18 protein-coding genes and 2 pseudogenes are annotated in these 16,564 nt (G+C 34.6%); 10 read left to right on the top strand and 10 right to left on the bottom strand.

Annotated elements, in window-relative coordinates; translation table 11 throughout:
- Positions 1-73: 73 nt before the first annotated feature.
- Positions 74-832, bottom strand: coding sequence for a methyltransferase domain-containing protein (locus tag ACIQ7T_RS06095; protein WP_402869167.1), 759 nt, complete (start codon positions 830-832; stop codon positions 74-76).
- A gap of 341 nt (positions 833-1,173) precedes the next feature.
- Between ACIQ7T_RS06095 and ytaF the strand changes: the two genes are divergently transcribed.
- The 3 genes from ytaF (at position 1,174) to ACIQ7T_RS06110 (ending at position 3,817) form a co-directional block, all read left to right on the top strand.
- Positions 1,174-1,806 (top strand): sporulation membrane protein YtaF, encoded by a 633-nt coding sequence (gene ytaF, locus ACIQ7T_RS06100; protein WP_370082316.1) that lies wholly within the window; start codon positions 1,174-1,176, stop codon positions 1,804-1,806.
- 316 nt (positions 1,807-2,122) lie between these two features.
- Positions 2,123-2,776 (top strand): DUF1232 domain-containing protein, encoded by a 654-nt coding sequence (locus tag ACIQ7T_RS06105; RefSeq protein ID WP_370082318.1) that lies wholly within the window; start codon positions 2,123-2,125, stop codon positions 2,774-2,776.
- Between the two features lie 102 nt (positions 2,777-2,878).
- Positions 2,879-3,817 carry an LCP family protein gene (locus ACIQ7T_RS06110; RefSeq protein WP_370082320.1) on the top strand — a complete coding sequence of 313 codons (939 nt, stop codon included), beginning with the start codon at positions 2,879-2,881 and terminating at the stop codon, positions 3,815-3,817.
- A gap of 152 nt (positions 3,818-3,969) precedes the next feature.
- Here the strand turns inward: ACIQ7T_RS06110 and ACIQ7T_RS06115 are convergent, their stop codons facing one another.
- The 4 genes from ACIQ7T_RS06115 to ACIQ7T_RS06130 form a co-directional block, all read right to left on the bottom strand.
- The gene (locus tag ACIQ7T_RS06115; protein WP_370082322.1) at positions 3,970-4,734 is read right to left on the bottom strand and encodes a hypothetical protein; all 765 of its coding nucleotides are present in this window, start codon (positions 4,732-4,734) and stop codon (positions 3,970-3,972) included.
- A gap of 152 nt (positions 4,735-4,886) precedes the next feature.
- Complete coding sequence (nhaC, locus tag ACIQ7T_RS06120; protein WP_370082324.1) at positions 4,887-6,269, bottom strand: Na+/H+ antiporter NhaC; 1,383 nt, start codon at positions 6,267-6,269, stop codon at positions 4,887-4,889.
- Positions 6,270-6,416: 147 nt separating this feature from the next.
- Positions 6,417-6,557, bottom strand: coding sequence for a hypothetical protein (locus ACIQ7T_RS06125; RefSeq protein ID WP_402869170.1), 141 nt, complete (start codon positions 6,555-6,557; stop codon positions 6,417-6,419).
- Between the two features lie 102 nt (positions 6,558-6,659).
- Positions 6,660-7,427, bottom strand: coding sequence for a sulfite exporter TauE/SafE family protein (locus ACIQ7T_RS06130; RefSeq protein ID WP_370082326.1), 768 nt, complete (start codon positions 7,425-7,427; stop codon positions 6,660-6,662).
- A gap of 387 nt (positions 7,428-7,814) precedes the next feature.
- Here ACIQ7T_RS06130 and ACIQ7T_RS06135 point away from each other — a divergent pair, with 387 nt between their 5' ends.
- The 4 genes and pseudogenes from ACIQ7T_RS06135 to ACIQ7T_RS06150 all read left to right on the top strand — a co-directional run.
- Complete coding sequence (locus ACIQ7T_RS06135) at positions 7,815-8,435, top strand: DUF47 domain-containing protein (RefSeq protein ID WP_370082328.1); 621 nt, start codon at positions 7,815-7,817, stop codon at positions 8,433-8,435.
- 15 nt (positions 8,436-8,450) lie between these two features.
- Complete coding sequence (locus tag ACIQ7T_RS06140) at positions 8,451-9,467, top strand: inorganic phosphate transporter (protein WP_370082330.1); 1,017 nt, start codon at positions 8,451-8,453, stop codon at positions 9,465-9,467.
- A 312-nt stretch (positions 9,468-9,779) separates the two neighbouring features.
- Entirely contained in the window at positions 9,780-10,181 is a 402-nt protein-coding gene (locus ACIQ7T_RS06145; RefSeq protein WP_402869236.1) for a BlaI/MecI/CopY family transcriptional regulator, read from the top strand.
- Positions 10,182-10,183: 2 nt separating this feature from the next.
- Positions 10,184-11,325 (top strand): annotated as a pseudogene (locus ACIQ7T_RS06150) (M56 family metallopeptidase); the annotation flags it as partial.
- A gap of 1,819 nt (positions 11,326-13,144) precedes the next feature.
- Here the strand turns inward: ACIQ7T_RS06150 and ACIQ7T_RS06155 are convergent.
- The gene (locus ACIQ7T_RS06155; protein ID WP_370082332.1) at positions 13,145-13,411 is read right to left on the bottom strand and encodes a hypothetical protein; all 267 of its coding nucleotides are present in this window, start codon (positions 13,409-13,411) and stop codon (positions 13,145-13,147) included.
- Between the two features lie 121 nt (positions 13,412-13,532).
- Between ACIQ7T_RS06155 and ACIQ7T_RS06160 the strand changes: the two are divergent.
- Together ACIQ7T_RS06160 and ACIQ7T_RS06165 are read left to right on the top strand one after the other, a co-directional pair.
- A pseudogene (locus ACIQ7T_RS06160) lies at positions 13,533-13,610 on the top strand (GNAT family N-acetyltransferase); the annotation flags it as partial.
- A gap of 209 nt (positions 13,611-13,819) precedes the next feature.
- Complete coding sequence (locus ACIQ7T_RS06165; RefSeq protein ID WP_370082342.1) at positions 13,820-13,948, top strand: N-acetylmuramoyl-L-alanine amidase family protein; 129 nt, start codon at positions 13,820-13,822, stop codon at positions 13,946-13,948.
- 116 nt (positions 13,949-14,064) lie between these two features.
- Here ACIQ7T_RS06165 and ACIQ7T_RS06170 read toward each other — a convergent pair whose 3' ends face one another.
- From ACIQ7T_RS06170 to ACIQ7T_RS06180, 3 genes are all read right to left on the bottom strand, one after another.
- Complete coding sequence (locus ACIQ7T_RS06170) at positions 14,065-14,199, bottom strand: IS3 family transposase (protein ID WP_483308143.1); 135 nt, start codon at positions 14,197-14,199, stop codon at positions 14,065-14,067.
- A 217-nt stretch (positions 14,200-14,416) separates the two neighbouring features.
- On the bottom strand, positions 14,417-14,566 hold the full coding sequence (locus ACIQ7T_RS06175) for a YjcZ family sporulation protein (RefSeq protein ID WP_370082344.1): 150 nt from the start codon (positions 14,564-14,566) through the stop codon (positions 14,417-14,419).
- Positions 14,567-14,905: 339 nt separating this feature from the next.
- Positions 14,906-15,214: a hypothetical protein gene (locus ACIQ7T_RS06180; RefSeq protein WP_370082346.1), complete on the bottom strand. Its 309-nt coding sequence runs from the start codon at positions 15,212-15,214 to the stop codon at positions 14,906-14,908.
- Between the two features lie 310 nt (positions 15,215-15,524).
- On the opposite strand from ACIQ7T_RS06180, the gene ACIQ7T_RS06185 reads away from it, so the two are divergent.
- Positions 15,525-15,701: a hypothetical protein gene (locus ACIQ7T_RS06185; RefSeq protein ID WP_402869174.1), complete on the top strand. Its 177-nt coding sequence runs from the start codon at positions 15,525-15,527 to the stop codon at positions 15,699-15,701.
- Between the two features lie 134 nt (positions 15,702-15,835).
- Here ACIQ7T_RS06185 and ACIQ7T_RS06190 read toward each other — a convergent pair whose 3' ends face one another.
- Positions 15,836-16,003, bottom strand: coding sequence for a hypothetical protein (locus ACIQ7T_RS06190; RefSeq protein WP_370082350.1), 168 nt, complete (start codon positions 16,001-16,003; stop codon positions 15,836-15,838).
- Between the last annotated feature and the right edge of the window lie 561 nt (positions 16,004-16,564).

Consider the following 16,564-nt stretch of genomic DNA (forward strand, 5'->3'; position numbering starts at 1 on the left):
AAATATTTCCAAGCGTTTTTACGTGCTTCGTTACTCATCGAAGCTTTCTGTGATTTCATTTGTGAAATGGCTGTTATTTTTTTATTGCAACAAAGCGTAATCTGCAATAATCAGCAACCCATTGATGATCCTGATAAAATTTTGGCTTTAATAATTCTTCACATTTCTCATAAATCTGTTCTTTTTCAGTTTCTGATAAATGTTTTAGCATATTATTACTGAACATCACTAGCCAATTACGTAACCCATCCTCGCCTTGAAGGGGTGTTGGGCGCTCATATAGCGTAATCATTTCAACTGTAAATCCAGCGCCTTCCAACTTCGCCTGATATTCTTCTAAAGTTGGAAAATACCATGGGAAATAATCCTCGATATAAGAAAATTTTAATTCCTCCATACTTTTTTGCAGTGCCCAAACAATAGAAGCAATATTACCGTGTCCACCCATTTCAGCGACGAAACGCCCACCTTGTTTTAGTGCATTGTAAATATTTTGAATGACTTCATTCGGCTGTTTCATCCAATGTAATGCAGCATTTGAAAAGACTGCATCGAATTGATTTGTCATCTGAAGTGCGGTAGCATCCATTGTGTGAAAAGTAATGTTTGGGTATTTTTGCTGTGCAGGGATAATCATGTCATGGGAAGCATCTATCCCTTGAACATTGGCACCAAGAGCTGCAATTTCAAGGGCTAAATCACCTGTGCCACAACCCACATCTAAAATTCCTTCATTTTTTTGTGGTGCAAGTAAATCCACTAAGCTCCCTCCAAATTTTGAAACAAAGTCATGCTTTTGATCATACAAATTGGCATTCCATTTTGTTGTCATTGTCTCTCATCTCCTTTCTTTGAGCTTACCAGAGAGTTTAATTGAACAGAAATGCGTAAAATGATCAGTTTTGATTCCACATTGGAATATAAGAGGGATTAACGCTGTAATAATACGATACCGCCTTCTGACTAATACTCGTTAACTCAATTAGTTCATTGAAAGCTCCAACCAGAATGTAATCAACCTCACGCTATGCTGATAGCCAATATTTTTTATTAATTCGCACACTTTATTGTGTTACTAAGATAATGTTGTTTTTTTGTCAACGTTTTTCGGATAAATAGGCACCATTTGTCAATACGAGTAATATGATATAAAAAAATAAGGGATGTGGTACGGTGAATTGGTTAATCATTTTGGCTTTTACTTTTTCTTCCAGCATTGACAATTTGGGTGTCGGTCTTTCTTACGGAATTCGTAAGATAAATGTTAGATTTGATAAAAATATTTTAATCTCGGTTATTTGTTTTCTTATGAGTATGGGAGGCATTTCATTTGGTGTATGGATGTCAAAAATTCTTCCAGGTATGCTTCCTGTGATCATTGGAGCGTTATTATTATTTATCATCGGAATTCGGATAATTCTGTTGGCTAAACCGCGGAAACAAGAGACTTCAATAGTGGATAGTAACAATGAAATGCAGTCCAATAATGTTCAAGGTATTTTAAGAAATCCCGAGGAAGCTCATTTCAATAAGTCTGGGGAAATTGGATGGGGAGAAGCTGTACTTCTCGGTATTGCCTTATCGGCGAATGCACTTACGAATGGGGTAGGTGCAGGTTTACTCGGTCTTTCGCCGCTTGTCATCTCGATACTTGCTGCAATTGGGAGTTTTATTACTGTTTGGTTAGGTGTCAGTTTAGGAAGTAAAGTAGCAGATGTTCGGATTGGCACATTTACTGTAGGTCAATTTGGAACAATTATTAGTGGAGTAATGTTGTTAATAATTGCTTTTGCAGCATTCTTTTAACTTCTTTAGTGGACGCAATTATGTGTCGAGACTTAAATGGTTTATGTGTTGACAAAATGTCAACGTAATTATACACTTCTTGAGAATGATAATTTAACATATTTCAGAGGGTGTTCAAACATTTGTACTTGTCGCTACGCTTTTGGTACAAAAGACATCCGCTGAAATAGAGGAACTCAGTTCTAAAAACGCCACGTCCTGTGGCATTTATTTACAAAGCCTCCGGTGGATGTCACGGAATTATGCCGAGGTATAATTGATTTATTAGACGACTGCTTTAAGTCACGTTAGTCACCGTAAGAAGGGAGAATCGAAAATGGCTGAACAGAGTAACAGTAATACTCTAGGTTTATTACTGAGACAGTTATTGAAAGAACGTTCATTATCTATGCGGAAGTTTAGTGAACTCACTGGAATCGATACAGCTACGATCTCACGGATAATAAATGATAAGAGAAAAGCGACACCACAACATTTAGAAAAATTTGCTGACTGCCTTGAAGTTCCTTTAATCAATCTTTTTGAAGCAGCAGGATACCCGATTGAACAGAAACAAGAAGAGTCAGATTCAGATGATATTCATACGTCTGTTGATGCAATACAAGCTCTTCTTAAGTCTTCAAATGTTTACGATAATGAATTTTCGGTGTCCAATGTTGAACAGAAACTTGAAAGCTATGGATTATATGCGCAAACAGAAGAAGGTAAAAATACGATTCTTAAGGATTTTGACGAAAAAATTAAGAGTGTAGGAAGCATTGGCCCTTTTATAAACCAATTAAAAGAGTTATATGGAAAATTCACATCGGGGAAAGGAACACTTTTTGAACTAACTTTAATTGGAAGTACATTATTATATTTTATTATTCCAGTAGATGTAATACCGGATTATTTATTTCCTATTGGTTATTTAGATGATGCAATAGCTGTACAGCTTACTACAAAGGCGTTACTAAATAGAATAACTTAGATTTTAACTTCTTTTAGCGTGCGCAAACATCCGCTGAAAGAAGTAAAAGCCTCCGGACGCAATGATACCGTGGCATAATTGAAATGATAGGTGGATTGATTTATGAGAAGAAGCAAAAAGAGCCGTAAATGGCTAAGGAATTTGTTCTTAGCATTCGCATTAGTAATCGTAGCAGGGATTATTTATGGGGTTTACCAATACAATAGTGGATTGGCTATGGCAGACGACAGTCATATAAACGATAACGAAAAGGCGTTTGATCCATTTGAAGGTGCGGATGTGCAATTTGGTCAGATTAATGTGCTATTAATAGGCAGTGACGCTAGAGATGAGGATGGTAGATCGGATAGTTTAATGATTGCACACTATGATCAAACGACAAATGATGTCAAACTTGTTTCGATTATGAGGGATACGTATGTCGACATCCCAGATTACGGAATGAATAAAATAAATGCTGCTTTTGCTTTAGGAGGTCCTGAACTTGTAAGGAAAACAATTAAGCAAAATTTTGATATTGATGTAAATTACTACGCTCTCGTGGATTTTAAAGGATTCCCTAAAATTATAGATCTTTTAGCACCTGATGGGATAGAGGTTGATATTCCTTATGAAATGTCTCATGGAATTGGTATGACATTACATCCTGGGGAACAAGTTTTACATGGTAACGAGTTATTAGGTTATGTACGATTCCGCCATGATCGTTTAAGTGATTTTGGGCGAGTGGAACGCCAGCAAGAGGTTTTAGGTAAGGTGAAAGAACAAATCGGTGTTTCAAGCTTAATGAATTTGCCAAAAATACTTGGCGTTGCAGATTCCTACATTGATACAAATGTAGATAATAAAACGATCCTTACAATTGCAAAAGGGATTGTAAATGGAAAATCTAAAGGTATTGACACTTTACGAATTCCTGTTGCAGATGCTTATGAAGACAAACGTGTCGATGTAGGTGACGTTTTGGATATTGACTTTGATAAGAACAAACAAGCATTAGAAGACTTTTTATCATCAAAGGACAATGGGAAAAATGACTAAGAGACTTGATGAGACAAAAGGTAACAATATAATTAAATAGTCAGCAGGGCAAAAATTAGAGTATGTTTTGAAAAATTATTTCAAAACATACTCTTTTGTTATTTTATGTTTTAATTGAGGTTCTTATATCTTGTAGTTAAAGTAAAGAAAGGTTATTTAGCAATATGAATAACAGTTAATTTCATTTTTTGATTATCTGGATTTAATTCATATTGTTCCCCAGACTTTGTAGTAATTGTTGCTGCTTCGCCTGTATACTTTTCATCCATATAAGCGAAGACAAAATTCTCAGTTTCAATAGAAATCATTTCACCAGCTTTACCTTCGACAAAATGTTGTAAACTGTATCCAGCTGTACTATATGTAAAAACAGCAATGGTTGGTGAATCATCGACTTCTAAAGCAAAAACAGTTAATCCATCTCCGTTAAACCAAAAATCTTTTTTTGTAATGAGAGGTATATTTTTATCGAGTGTATATTCTTCAAAAAAGTGTAATTCGATCACCTTCCATAGATTCTCTTGTGTAGGGTATTCCTCTTTTGTCCATGTAGAGACTTGCGTAACTTTTCCGTGTTTATCAACTCTAAGATTGACGCCAATTTGAGGTGTTTCCATTGCATGCACACTAAACTGACCAACTGTATAGCCAGGCTCAAAATGCTCAGGCGTTACCGAAAATTGTTGATTAGGATGTGTTTGGTTCAAATAAGCTTCTAATTGAATATACCTTTCTGCATGAGTTTTGATTTTTAAAGTAGGATAGTAAACAATATAGCTTATATAACTGATAATCAGTAGAATAATAATAGCTAATACGCATTTTTTTCGTTTTCTAAAAATGAAAGCGATTAGTAAAATAATGATTAATAGAGCAAGAGCAATCACGCTAAAATAAATTGATTCAGCTGGTGTCAATTCTATACCCCCTCGAATAAAACCAGTTATTATTTTTAGCATAGCAGAAGAAAGTAAGATAAAACACATAAAGTCGTTAAATATCCATTTAAAGTCAAAATTATAGAGGGAGATAGAAAAAAGGTAGCTGACGAATTCATCAGCTACCAATCTTATTTTTCAAGCTTTGTTAATGTTTTACCGCTCCAACCAAAGATAATCGTCAAAATTGGTCCGAGTAGACAGAAGAAGGTAAATGGCAGATAAGTTGTTGTTGGAATATCTAGTACACTAGCTATGAAAATACCACAAACACTCCACGGAACAAGAGGATTGACTACAGTACCTGCGTCCTCCATAACACGGGATAAATTTTTAGGGGCAAGTCCAACCTTCTCAAATTGTGCTTTAAAAGCTTCACCAGTAAGTAGGATAGATAAATACTGCTCACCAATTAATGTGTTAACACCAATCCCCGTAATAGCAGCTCCTGTAATGACAGAGCCAGCACTTTTAAAGAGGCTCTCTACCTTCGCTAAAATACTTTGAATAATGCCGAGCGTAAATAATAGACCACCCATTGTTAATGCTAATAAGACTAAGGCAATTGTAGATAGCATACTGTTCATACCACCACGACTCAGTAATGCATCCACGTCTTTATTCTCCGTAGTAGATACATAGCCTTCAAAAAGCATTTTAAAGACATTTGAGAGTGCAATCGGTTCTTGTATGTAGGCAAGTCCAACACCAAGAATTGAGACGACTGCGAGTGTGATAAGTGCAGGCGCTTTATAAAAAGTCATAATAACAAGAACAACAATTGGCAATAATGTATACCAATGAATAAGACCAGTTGACAGTAATCCATCTTTAAATTGCTCAACTGTTTCAAATGAAGTATTTGCTTCTGTTGGCGATAATATTGCATAAAGAACGAATGAGATTGCGAATGCTGGAATCGTTGTCCAACCCATATTTTTAATATGCTCGAAAAGATCGACGCCAACCGTACCAGATGCAAGATTGGTTGTATCCGATAACGGAGACATTTTATCGCCAAAGAAAGCTCCTGAAACAATCGCACCAGCTGTTATCGCTAAAGAGATGTCCATTGCACCGGCAATTCCCATAAAGGCAACGCCTACAGTTGCTACAGTAGTTAAAGAACTACCAACAGAAACACCAACGATACTACAAATCAAAAATACGATTGCAAAGAAAAAGCTTGGTGTAACTGTTAAAAAGCCGTAGTAGATAAGTGTTGGAATCGTGCCACCCATAATCCAACTCGAAATTAAAATGCCAATAAAGAAGAAAATAAAAACTGCCCCAAGTCCAGCACTTGCACCAGCAATCATACCAGTTTCAAGCTCACGAAAAGGAACTTTTTTTAGTAATCCATAGGCAATTAAAAGTGAAATGACAAGAAAAATAGGTATATGGGGTGTTGCTTTTAAATACCCAATACTGACTGCCATCGTGGCAATTATTAATATAATTATAAAGCTTGCCTCAATAAATCGAGGGTTACTCTTAGCTTCTATTCGAAACATGCTAATCCTCCTACTAGTTACTTCTTCGCTTCAACGCGGTGAAGCCTAAAAGAATTATAGCACGCTAATAAATTTTGTCAATTGGCTGATAAATTTCGCCGATGAAATCGATAGTATTTCTCCTTGGTGATTTTTTAAAACTGGACCTTAATGGCTCATCACCAAAAGTTGTGGATGACATTCATTAAAACGTATGCCTTGTATATTAGTTGATTGGAGTGGAGACTGGGCGACTCCTTGGGGATTAGCGTCACAGATGAGACCCTGCAGCCAAGCGAAGCGGCTCATCGGACGCCCCCAGGAAGCTTTGCTCTGTGCGAAAGCGAAGCGTCAGCAACAAAGCGCCCAGTTGGAACGGAAATCAACCACACGTTATGATAATGATCCACCTTAATGAATACTGAAATAATCCCATGCATTTTTGACAATTAATGTACAAGTCATGATGATAAAAATAATACGCATCATTTTTGTCCCACGTTTTAGCGCAAATTTTGAACCCATTATCGCACCGAAAATCATGACGAAGCCCATAGGTAAACCGTATAAAAAATTAACCTTGCCTAATAGTAAAAACATAGCAAGCGCGGCTAAGTTCGACGTGAAATTAAAGGCTTTTGCATTACCCGCGGCCTGCAAGAAATCATTTCCCATCATTAGTAAAAGGAAAATAAAAAAAGAACCAGTGCCAGGTCCGAAGAAACCATCGTAAAAGCCAACAGCAGCAAAAGCGCCAACAAAGGCAATTTTTTTAACAGTACTTAATGTCTGCTCTTCAGGTTTCTGACCCCAATCTTTTTTGAAAACCGTATAAGCTGTAACTAGTACGAGCATAACAAGCATTAGAGGCTTTAAAATAGCTGGCGATACGAGATGCACAGTATATGCACCAATGAATGAACCAATAAAAATAAAAGGCATTATTTTCTTATTCTTTTTCACATCAACCTTGCCAGCTCGTAAAAAAGTTAACATGCTAGTCCCATTGCTAATTGTATTGGCGAGTTTGTTTGTGGCAATTGCTGTACTTGGGGGTAAACCAACAGCTAAAAGCGCAGGTAACGAAATTAATCCTCCGCCACCGACAATCGCATTTAAAAAGGATGCGATAAAGCCAAGTACTAAAAGGATTACAAGTGATAGTAAATCGATGTCCATATGTGATACCCACATCCTTATTTGTAAGATAAACTTTTCTTATAACAGTACTGCGAATTGTAATAAATGACAATGGAGGAATGTAAATATCGTTTACAATTCCTTAACATTGAAAACGATGAAAAAATTGAAGAAAAAATTGTTTTTTCAAGTATTTTTATAAAAATGAAAGAAAAAACGGTAATATTTAAAGAAAAATCGATAAATTTTGTTATCGAGTTTCCAACGTTTTCAACTTGGAAAAGTACCTAAAAATAATTGTGGCGAATTTTATATTACATTTTTGTAAATTCAACTATTTTATCTTTAAAAATCTGTAGAACTATGTGAAAGTTTTGTTATGATGATTGCAGAAATCGTCAATATTCATTCAACAGGAGGAACATGATGTTCAACTCAAACAAGCAAGATCCATTTTTTAAGGCATTGTTAAACATTTCTAAAAACGTGAAAGAAGGTATTTATTACGCTCATAACGCACGTATTGAAAATATAGATTCACTAAAAGAAATCGCAGACACAATGAAGCGATATGAAACAAGTGGAGATAAATTGATTCACGAGCTTATCGTTATGCTAAATAAATCATTTATGACACCTATCGAGCGTGAAGATATTTTATCACTTGCCAATAAATTAGATGATGTTATTGATGGAATGGAAGGCTGTATTGCTCATTTTGATATGTACAATTTAACAGAAGTTACAGACCCGATGCGCCAATTCTTAACATATATTGCGAAAAGTACAGACGAAATGGTCCAAGCAATGGAGCTATTAAATAGTAAAAAGCTTGTTGAAATGCGTAAACATGCTATTCAAATTAAAGACTATGAGCGTGAATGTGATGAAATTTTCCGCTCGTCTATGAAGCAATTATTTATTCAAGAAAAAGATCCGATGCGCATCATCGTCTTCAAGAGTATTTACGAACAATTTGAAGATATTGCAGACTACTGTCAAACTGTAGCAAATACAATTGAAACAATAATTATGCGTAACGCGTAAGATGGAGTGTAAGAAATGGATACGATATTACTGATAACAATATTAGTCGTTTTATTTGCACTTGTTTTCGATTTTATTAACGGCTTCCATGATACGGCCAATGCGATCGCAACTTCGGTATCAACAAGGGCATTAAAGCCACGTACCGCAATATATATGGCTGCAATTATGAACTTCATTGGAGCTATTACATTCGTTGGGGTAGCAAAAGCATTAACAAAGGATATTGTTGACCCATTCAGCTTAAATGCTTTTAATGGAGATACTACAGGTTCTGTCGTTATTTTAGCGGCATTATTATCAGCGATCACATGGAATTTAGTAACGTGGTACTTTGGAATTCCGTCTAGTTCATCGCATACATTGATCGGTTCTGTGGCTGGTGCTGCCATTGCGGCAGCTGGCTTTAATGTTTTGAACTATAGTGGCTTTATAAAAATTCTTCAGGCGCTTATTTTCTCACCATTACTTGCGTTTGCAGCTGGTTTCTTAATGATGTCTTTATTTAAAGTGTTATTTAAGGATATGAATTTATATCGAACGAATAAAGGCTTCCGGACAATGCAAATTGGTACAGCTGCTTTACAATCATTTACACACGGTACAAACGATGCACAAAAGGCGATGGGGATTATTACGCTCGCTTTAATTGCGGGAGGCTTGCATCACACAGACGATATTCCTTTCTGGGTACGTTTTGCAGCAGCCTGTGCGATGGGTCTTGGTACTTCTGTAGGTGGTTATAAAATCATCAAAACAGTCGGCGGCAAGATTATGAAAATCCGTCCAGTAAACGGGGTAGCAGCAGACCTTGCTTCTGCATCCATCATCTTCGGTGCGACATTAATCCATTTACCAGTATCTACAACACATGTTATTTCTTCATCTATCATGGGAGTAGGAACAGCACACCGTGTAAGAGGTGTTAAATGGGGCATGGCACGAAAAATCGTGACAACATGGGTAATCACCATGCCAATTTCCGCAGTCATGGCGGCAGCTATTTATTTCATATTAAGTTTATTTTTCTAACATAGTGGGAGGAATGCACAAATTGCGTGCATTCCTTTTTTTGTTTGATTAATAAGTAGGCTCGACGGATAGATATGGCAAGGTGAGGATAGGCCGAACAGGGCGAAGCGACGGAAAATCTGAGTAAACCGATGGATAGAAAAGGCGAAGCAGGAAAGCCCGAGCAGACAGATGGCTGGGAAAGAAGGCGACGGAAAGCATGAGCGTATTGTGAGCATCTATTTGAAAATTAAAATAAGATTGACAATTATTGATTACGAATGTAATATTTGTATATGGATTACATTTGTAATACAAGGGGGTGAGTTTTATATTATGAAAGAATTACCTAAGATTTCCGAAGCTGAATTGGAAGTTATGAAAGTTCTTTGGTCAAAATCCCCACAAACAGCAAATGAAGTAATTAAAGTATTAGAGTCAACAACGGATTGGAAACCGAAGACAATTCGAACACTTATTAATCGATTAGTCCAAAAAGAAGCTATTTCTTACCATCAAGATACAGGGCGTATATATGCATATTTTCCTATAGTGTCTCAAGATAAGTATCTTCAAGTAGAAACAGAATCATTACTTAAACGTTTCTATGGCGCAGCATTTAAACCTCTTCTTGTGAATTTCTTAAAAGAAGAAAAGTTGTCTTCAGAAGATATTAACGAACTCAAACGTATTCTGGATGAGAAGACTGAGGAAAATCAGAGGAAGGAAAGCTAATAATGATGGATATGTTTATAAACGTCTATCTACCTCACTTTTTTAATTGGTTGATAGAAACCTCAATTATGGCAAGTATTCTAGTTGTTCTAATCTTATTTGTAAAAATTGTGTTTAGAAATCAGCTAAATCCACGAGGGCAATATCTACTTTGGATGATATTAATTGTAAGACTTTTATTGCCATGGTCTTTGAATAGTACCTACAGTATTTATTCTATCTTTTCATACAGTAATGGGACTGCTGTTACAACTGTTTCTTCTTCAAAAGAACATATGAAAGAATTGACAGATATAGACTATTCAAAGTTAGTTACTAAAGAAGATTCCTTTGCAACTGGTTCAACCCAAGTAGCTGAGGAAAATAAGAAACAAAGTCGCAATATTGCAAACCAAAACAATGAGACTTTTTCTTTTTATACAATCCTTATATACATTTGGCTTACTGGGGTTATCATTTTGGGCTTTACTACTATCATTATAAATAGGCGTTTACTTCACTTCATAAAAAAACAGCCTATGATTACAGATCAGAGAATTGTAAAAAATCTATGTCTGTTCAACAGGAAATCCCACTTTTTTTTGCTGGAAATATTTCAAGTCCAACTGTAGTCGGATTTATTAGGCCAAAGGTGTTATTGTCAGGTGTACACTCGGAAATATTAAATGAGCAACAGCTACGATACATTTTTCATCACGAATTAGCCCACATCAAACGAAGAGATGTTGGGGTGAATTGGCTTATGTATGGCTTACTCATTCTAAATTGGTTTAATCCTATTCTTTGGTATGCCTACTCATGTATGAGAGAAGATCAGGAATTAGCCTGTGATTCATTAGCTCTTACATATATAAATTCAGAGGAGCAACTTGCATACGGTCATACTATTATTAGCCTTTTAGAACACTACTCAAATTTTTATCAAATACCAAGTTTAGCAAACCTAAGTAGAAATAAAAAAACTTTGAAAAGGAGGATCCTTATGATAAAAAAATTCAAAAACTCTTATCGTTGGTCTGTATTTGGCGTTGCTACTTTAATCGCTGTCTCATCTATATCTTTAGTAAATGCACGTGTAGATAAACCGACTAACCAGATGAATGAAAGTACGGAATTTAATGAAGAAAAAGGGAAGACAGAGGTGGTCCAATTAAGTGTCAAAAATAGCGAACCAACAAACGGTCCACTTACAGAAGTAGGGCAGTGGAAATTTTTAGGTAATGGTTATAATAAAGCTACATTAGTTAATATAAAAAATGTAGACAAAACCTATGATATGGGTGCTATTAAATTTACTATTGAATCCATCAATTTTGTACAATTGACAAATTTACCTGAGTTTACTGTAAAACAAATCAAAGAGAAACATGGTAAAGATCTCAATGATGAATTAAATTTAATTGATATATCTTATAAAGTTGAAAATACAACCGATAAAGATATAGCTTTCCACCCTGTTGATACAGTTACAATTCCATCAAACATCTGATTCGCAAACCTTTATAAATAAAGTAGTCGATGAGAGGTATATTCTTATTCCCACTTTAGAGGTTCCATATAGTGAAATTAATACGATAAATATTATTACGAGTGATGTATTGAACAAGGAAAACTCTACAATTTCAAACCCGAGTAAAAACGTAGGTATTGATTTATAATATAAAAAATATTAATTGAAACACCTAGCTAAATTAAACTAACGGAGTGCTTTTCTTGAAGATCACTGAGTTGCATATGCAGCTCTTTTTTCTTATTGAACTAATGGTGCAGTTTAGTTCAGAAAGGAATTAAAGAATATATGCTAAAAACAGCTAAATGTAAAATAAAACTATAAACTATTTGAAGGAGAATTTATACTTAAAAGTAAAGTTTTTAGATATTTAATATTTTGAGCATTATTATTAATCCTATTATTCTCTGATTATTTGTATATTGGAGCTTTTTTTTTCTATCTATTTTGTAATTATTGAAAAAATCATTGAAAAGAAAAATAAACATAATGATAATAATTTAGGTTCTTTGGGATATATAATTCTGATAATTACTCTTATAATTATTGTATTAAATAGCGAGTACATAAAATATTAAGGCTGTTTTCGAAAAAAATTGTTGCTATTCAACTAACGGAGCAGGGTAGTTCAATAAGGGGCTCGTAATAAAAGTGCATATTTAAGACGTTAAGAAATTGCCTGAATATGTACGATTTTATACAGACAGTACACCAGCAACATTTTTCTGCAAATTAAAAAAAGACTTACAGTAACTGCGTTCAAGGCCTTTGCATAAAAAAACGTATGGACGTATCGCACACAAAACAACCTCAGAACGCTGTACTATCAACATTTTGAGGTTTATGTGTGCCCAAATTAGCATTTAGGAATGTTTATTAGATTTGTTTTGTATATAGTAAAAACTTTATTCAACTAAAACGCTTATGTATTTAAATAGGCTTTGGTAGATTATAAATAATCTACTCAATTATTATTAGCATTCGCTTCCTTTACAATTTGCTTTAAGTATCCTTTTGGAATAGATCTAGTCATTAAGATATTATTCGTAACTGATTGTCCATCAATCATTGTAATTTCAAGTAAAAGTTTATCCTTCGAACTAAGTTTGTATGGTTCGTGGATAAGAATATCTACTGAACTTCCTTGTGTAAGTGTGAGTGGAAAATCAACTTCCTAATTATTCTGCTCGAATGATATCGTAGCTACACTATCATAATGACCGATTGAATCAATCGTTTCATCTTTAGAGGATGTATACGTATAGCGAAGCAAATCATCATTCTTTATTACGTCTATTGCCTCACCTTCCATTAGTAGAACAAGTGTTGTTTCAATTGGATAATAGTTTTCAAATGAAATTTCAACAGGTAATGTACGCCCTTCTAATGAAAGAAAGTAGGAGAGCAGTTCGTCTGTTAGTTCAACTACATCTTCTCGTAGCTCATAGCCATTTTATACTGCTAATACTTCTGTAAAATTAGTTTCCCGATCCCAATTACCACTGTTTCGTGGAGGGTAAAATCCTTTTGTATTATGTGCAATTTCCATTAAATACGTATCGTTATTTTGTTCAACTATGTATGAAACGGCTAATGTTTTACTTACTTCGTCAAGTTGAACGGACATCACAATAGGTTCTTCAACGTGTGCTTTAGGACAAAACCAATATACACCAATTGCGCCTATCACTACTAAAATAATTATGGATTTCTTCATCAATTATAGTACCCCCAATAATATAACACACCATAATTAACCTATTTTACCACAATTGTGATGCAGGGAGTTTTCAAAGAGTTGTTTTTGGCACGCTACCAGACTTCTGGTTAATTCAAACCTAGTTAAGCATTACCCAGAAGAAATTTTTGAGAACGGTATTCAGTGCAGGGATATGGTTCGTTTATCTCGAGATTTATAGGTTGAAAAAGGGGGAATATTGTTCAACTTGACTTTACACATGATAATTATGGTGAGATTTTCGTAAGTATCCATGTGTTAATTATGCAGATAATACTTCTGCGCAAGGTACCGAAACATTTTTCGCTAAAACACTAGGTGATATGCATCAGGAAGACATTGATCTTGCGACGTTTGTAAACAATCAAATTGTTAAAAACGTAAATATGAATGATTCTAGTTGAGCTAGGCTTCCTATCAAATAGTAAAGATCGAGCTAAACTGACAGATAATCAATATATTGAGCTATTTGCTGAATCTATCTACAAAGGAATTTTGGAATATTACTCAAAACAATAGTAAAAAGGGCTACACGGTTCATTAAAGTGTACCCTTTGTAAAGGACATTTTGAAAAAAGCTTGGCAACCTTTTGGAGCTGCTGTCTGTATTTTGCAGGCGGCAGCTTTTTCAAGTTCTATTGCCCTCGATAATGGTTGTAATACATCATATAACTTTTCACTTCTTTTACTTCTTCTAATGTTTCGCACGCTTTCATATTGGTTTCATCTTTAAAATGACCGAAGAGGGATTCTTGAGGGGCGTTTTTCATAGTTCTTAAATAATCTAATTAAGCTAACGGTGCAGGTTAATTGAAGAAGAAGGAGTAGAAGGTTACTTTAAACAAAGATACCAAAGTGAAACTATAAATTTCAAAACTATATTGAATGAATATCTGAAAGAAAATGTTCAGTAAGGTGGGGGCATTCTGATGTGAGAAATTAATAAAGGGTCACCAGCCTGGGAGGGCGACCCTTACATCGGAAATGTTAATACCCTGTATTTAAGAAAGTAGCGCCGACAATAATTAGAAGTATAAATAGAACAACAATTAAGGCAAATGCAGAACCATTACCATAACCGCCGCCGGAATAGCCGCAGTTACCAATGCCACCAACATTTCCGCCATAGTATCCCATAAAAAACACCTCCTTTCTACAATATATAATATGTTGGTTGCGGAGAAGGAGTATGGTTGTTAAACCATTGAGCTATAGGCTTTTAAAAATATATTTTCGTGAGATAAAACCATTAAAAAAAGGCCACTTGGGATGGAGTGACCCTTAGTAAAAAGAATAGGAGGTGTAAGGCTAAATTAGCTTTACCTTACTATTATTATGATGTGATAGCTATATTTGTATAGTGAATTGCCTGTGAAATTAGGTGTGATTGGAAGAATTGTCGATGATATAAAAAAGACACCGAAATGTCTTATGTATTTTCAAATTAAGCTTATGGACAACTTTGAATTTGTAGGGTTAATCATAATAGTTAAATTCAAAACCGTCTTCTGGTTCGCCAACTTCATATCCCAATAATTTTGTAGCTCTATTCTTAAATAATGTAATCCATTCATTCCATTCTTCTGATGGTAATTTAGCATAGAATTGTAATCCACTTGATTCAATACTTACTTCTATCAATTTACCATGTGAACCATACCACTGTGGACAGCCGTTTACAAAGTTGTTCCAGTTAGGCATTTCTCTATATAAACGCTCCAACTTATCCCAAACTTCTTGTGGGGCAGAATAATGAATATTCAAATTAATATTGTATATTTCCATATGTCCTCCTTTTAATATTTAGATTTATAAGTTGTTAATTCTTGATTTTATTCGCTAATTCAACCAAAAGTCGAACTTCTGAATCTTTGATAAGCTCATACACTGAATTTGAATATCCCATATCTACTAATATCCTTGTAGTAAGATGAGCAATACTATTTTTATCTGTGTATTTAGAAAATAATATCTAACGCTTTTTTAACACTTTCAAAAAAATCATCGAAGCTTATGCCTCTCAAAATTTACCTTCAATTAAATTTAGATTATCACAAGAGGATAAAGAGAAGATGTTTAAAATGAGAAGGACTGTATGCTATTAAGAGTGCAAGGTTATTATTTTTTATTAGATTTACCAATAAATGTAGTAATTGAGAAAGCTATTCCTTCATACTTAAAAGCTTATACCATTTACATAGATAGCTATCCAGAATTAGAGAGTGATTCAAAATTTAACAATTTATTTAATTGGTGTATAGGAATGGCTTAACATAATAGGAAGAAACGGTTTAGATCAAAAAATAATCTTGCCGCTTCTTTTTATATGACTGAAGTGGTTATTCCTTAAAAAATGTACAAAGTTACACTTAAATGTTAAGAGTGATGCTGTCTCCGTTTATGAGATTATACACGGAATTGAGCTGCCAATTCCCTTAACTCCTCTGCCAAGTTTGCAAGTGCATAAGCAGATGATGAAATTTCCTCCATTGATGCCGTTTGTTCTTCGGTCGTAGCAGAAATACTTTCTGTGCCTGCTGCGTTAGATTTAGTTATGGAGTGGATCGAATTCACACTACCGACAATTTCTTCGGTGCCTGCTGAAAGGTTGTTATTGTTAAGGGTAAATGGTATGCGGGAGAGGATAATTAAGGTAGATTGACACGTTGGATAATGAAGTAAATTGCAAATAAGTGAGGAATAAGAAGAGCGAATGGAATGAATATAGTTCCATTCGCTTTTTTGGTTTGTGTGATATGAAATAACCGTGTCTAACTTTTAGGGGTCACTTCAACAGTTACTTGTTTTTCTTTATCCTAAAAGGATGACACTTTATTCTTAAATCTAAAGGAAAAGGAATCAAGGCAAGTGAAAAAAATCTCGTCCATTTATTTACTATCTTTCTTCCCTAAATTTCAAGAACAAAATGTTTTTCTTTTTAAAAGTATGAATAATTCAGGATGAAAATGAAGACAAATAAAATAACACGATTGAATTGTTAAAAGTAGTTGTAATTGCTTCAAAAGAAAGTGCAGTACTACATGCAGGTAGAATGGTAGTAAATGTTAAATATTCTGGAAGAGTTTGTACGAAGAATGATTGGCTGGATATAACAAATAATAAATCTCTTACTTA

Source organism: Lysinibacillus sp. NPDC096212, from assembly GCF_044763105.1.
In the GTDB taxonomy this organism is placed as follows: Bacteria; Bacillota; Bacilli; order Bacillales_A; family Planococcaceae; genus Lysinibacillus.

Excerpts from the sequence above, each read along its gene's own strand:
- ACIQ7T_RS06095 (WP_402869167.1), bottom strand. The coding sequence starts at position 832 with ATGACAACAAAATGGAATGCCAATTTGTATGATCAAAAGCATGACTTT.
- ACIQ7T_RS06105 (WP_370082318.1), top strand. The coding sequence starts at position 2,123 with ATGGCTGAACAGAGTAACAGTAATACTCTAGGTTTATTACTGAGACAG.
- ACIQ7T_RS06110 (WP_370082320.1), top strand. The coding sequence starts at position 2,879 with ATGAGAAGAAGCAAAAAGAGCCGTAAATGGCTAAGGAATTTGTTCTTA.
- nhaC (WP_370082324.1), bottom strand. The coding sequence starts at position 6,269 with ATGTTTCGAATAGAAGCTAAGAGTAACCCTCGATTTATTGAGGCAAGC.
- ACIQ7T_RS06125 (WP_402869170.1), bottom strand. The coding sequence starts at position 6,557 with ATGAGCCGCTTCGCTTGGCTGCAGGGTCTCATCTGTGACGCTAATCCC.
- ACIQ7T_RS06130 (WP_370082326.1), bottom strand. The coding sequence starts at position 7,427 with ATGGACATCGATTTACTATCACTTGTAATCCTTTTAGTACTTGGCTTT.
- ACIQ7T_RS06135 (WP_370082328.1), top strand. The coding sequence starts at position 7,815 with ATGTTCAACTCAAACAAGCAAGATCCATTTTTTAAGGCATTGTTAAAC.
- ACIQ7T_RS06140 (WP_370082330.1), top strand. The coding sequence starts at position 8,451 with ATGGATACGATATTACTGATAACAATATTAGTCGTTTTATTTGCACTT.
- ACIQ7T_RS06165 (WP_370082342.1), top strand. The coding sequence starts at position 13,820 with ATGATTCTAGTTGAGCTAGGCTTCCTATCAAATAGTAAAGATCGAGCT.
- ACIQ7T_RS06170 (WP_483308143.1), bottom strand. The coding sequence starts at position 14,199 with ATGAAAAACGCCCCTCAAGAATCCCTCTTCGGTCATTTTAAAGATGAA.
- ACIQ7T_RS06175 (WP_370082344.1), bottom strand. The coding sequence starts at position 14,566 with ATGGGATACTATGGCGGAAATGTTGGTGGCATTGGTAACTGCGGCTAT.
- ACIQ7T_RS06180 (WP_370082346.1), bottom strand. The coding sequence starts at position 15,214 with ATGGAAATATACAATATTAATTTGAATATTCATTATTCTGCCCCACAA.
- ACIQ7T_RS06185 (WP_402869174.1), top strand. The coding sequence starts at position 15,525 with ATGCTATTAAGAGTGCAAGGTTATTATTTTTTATTAGATTTACCAATA.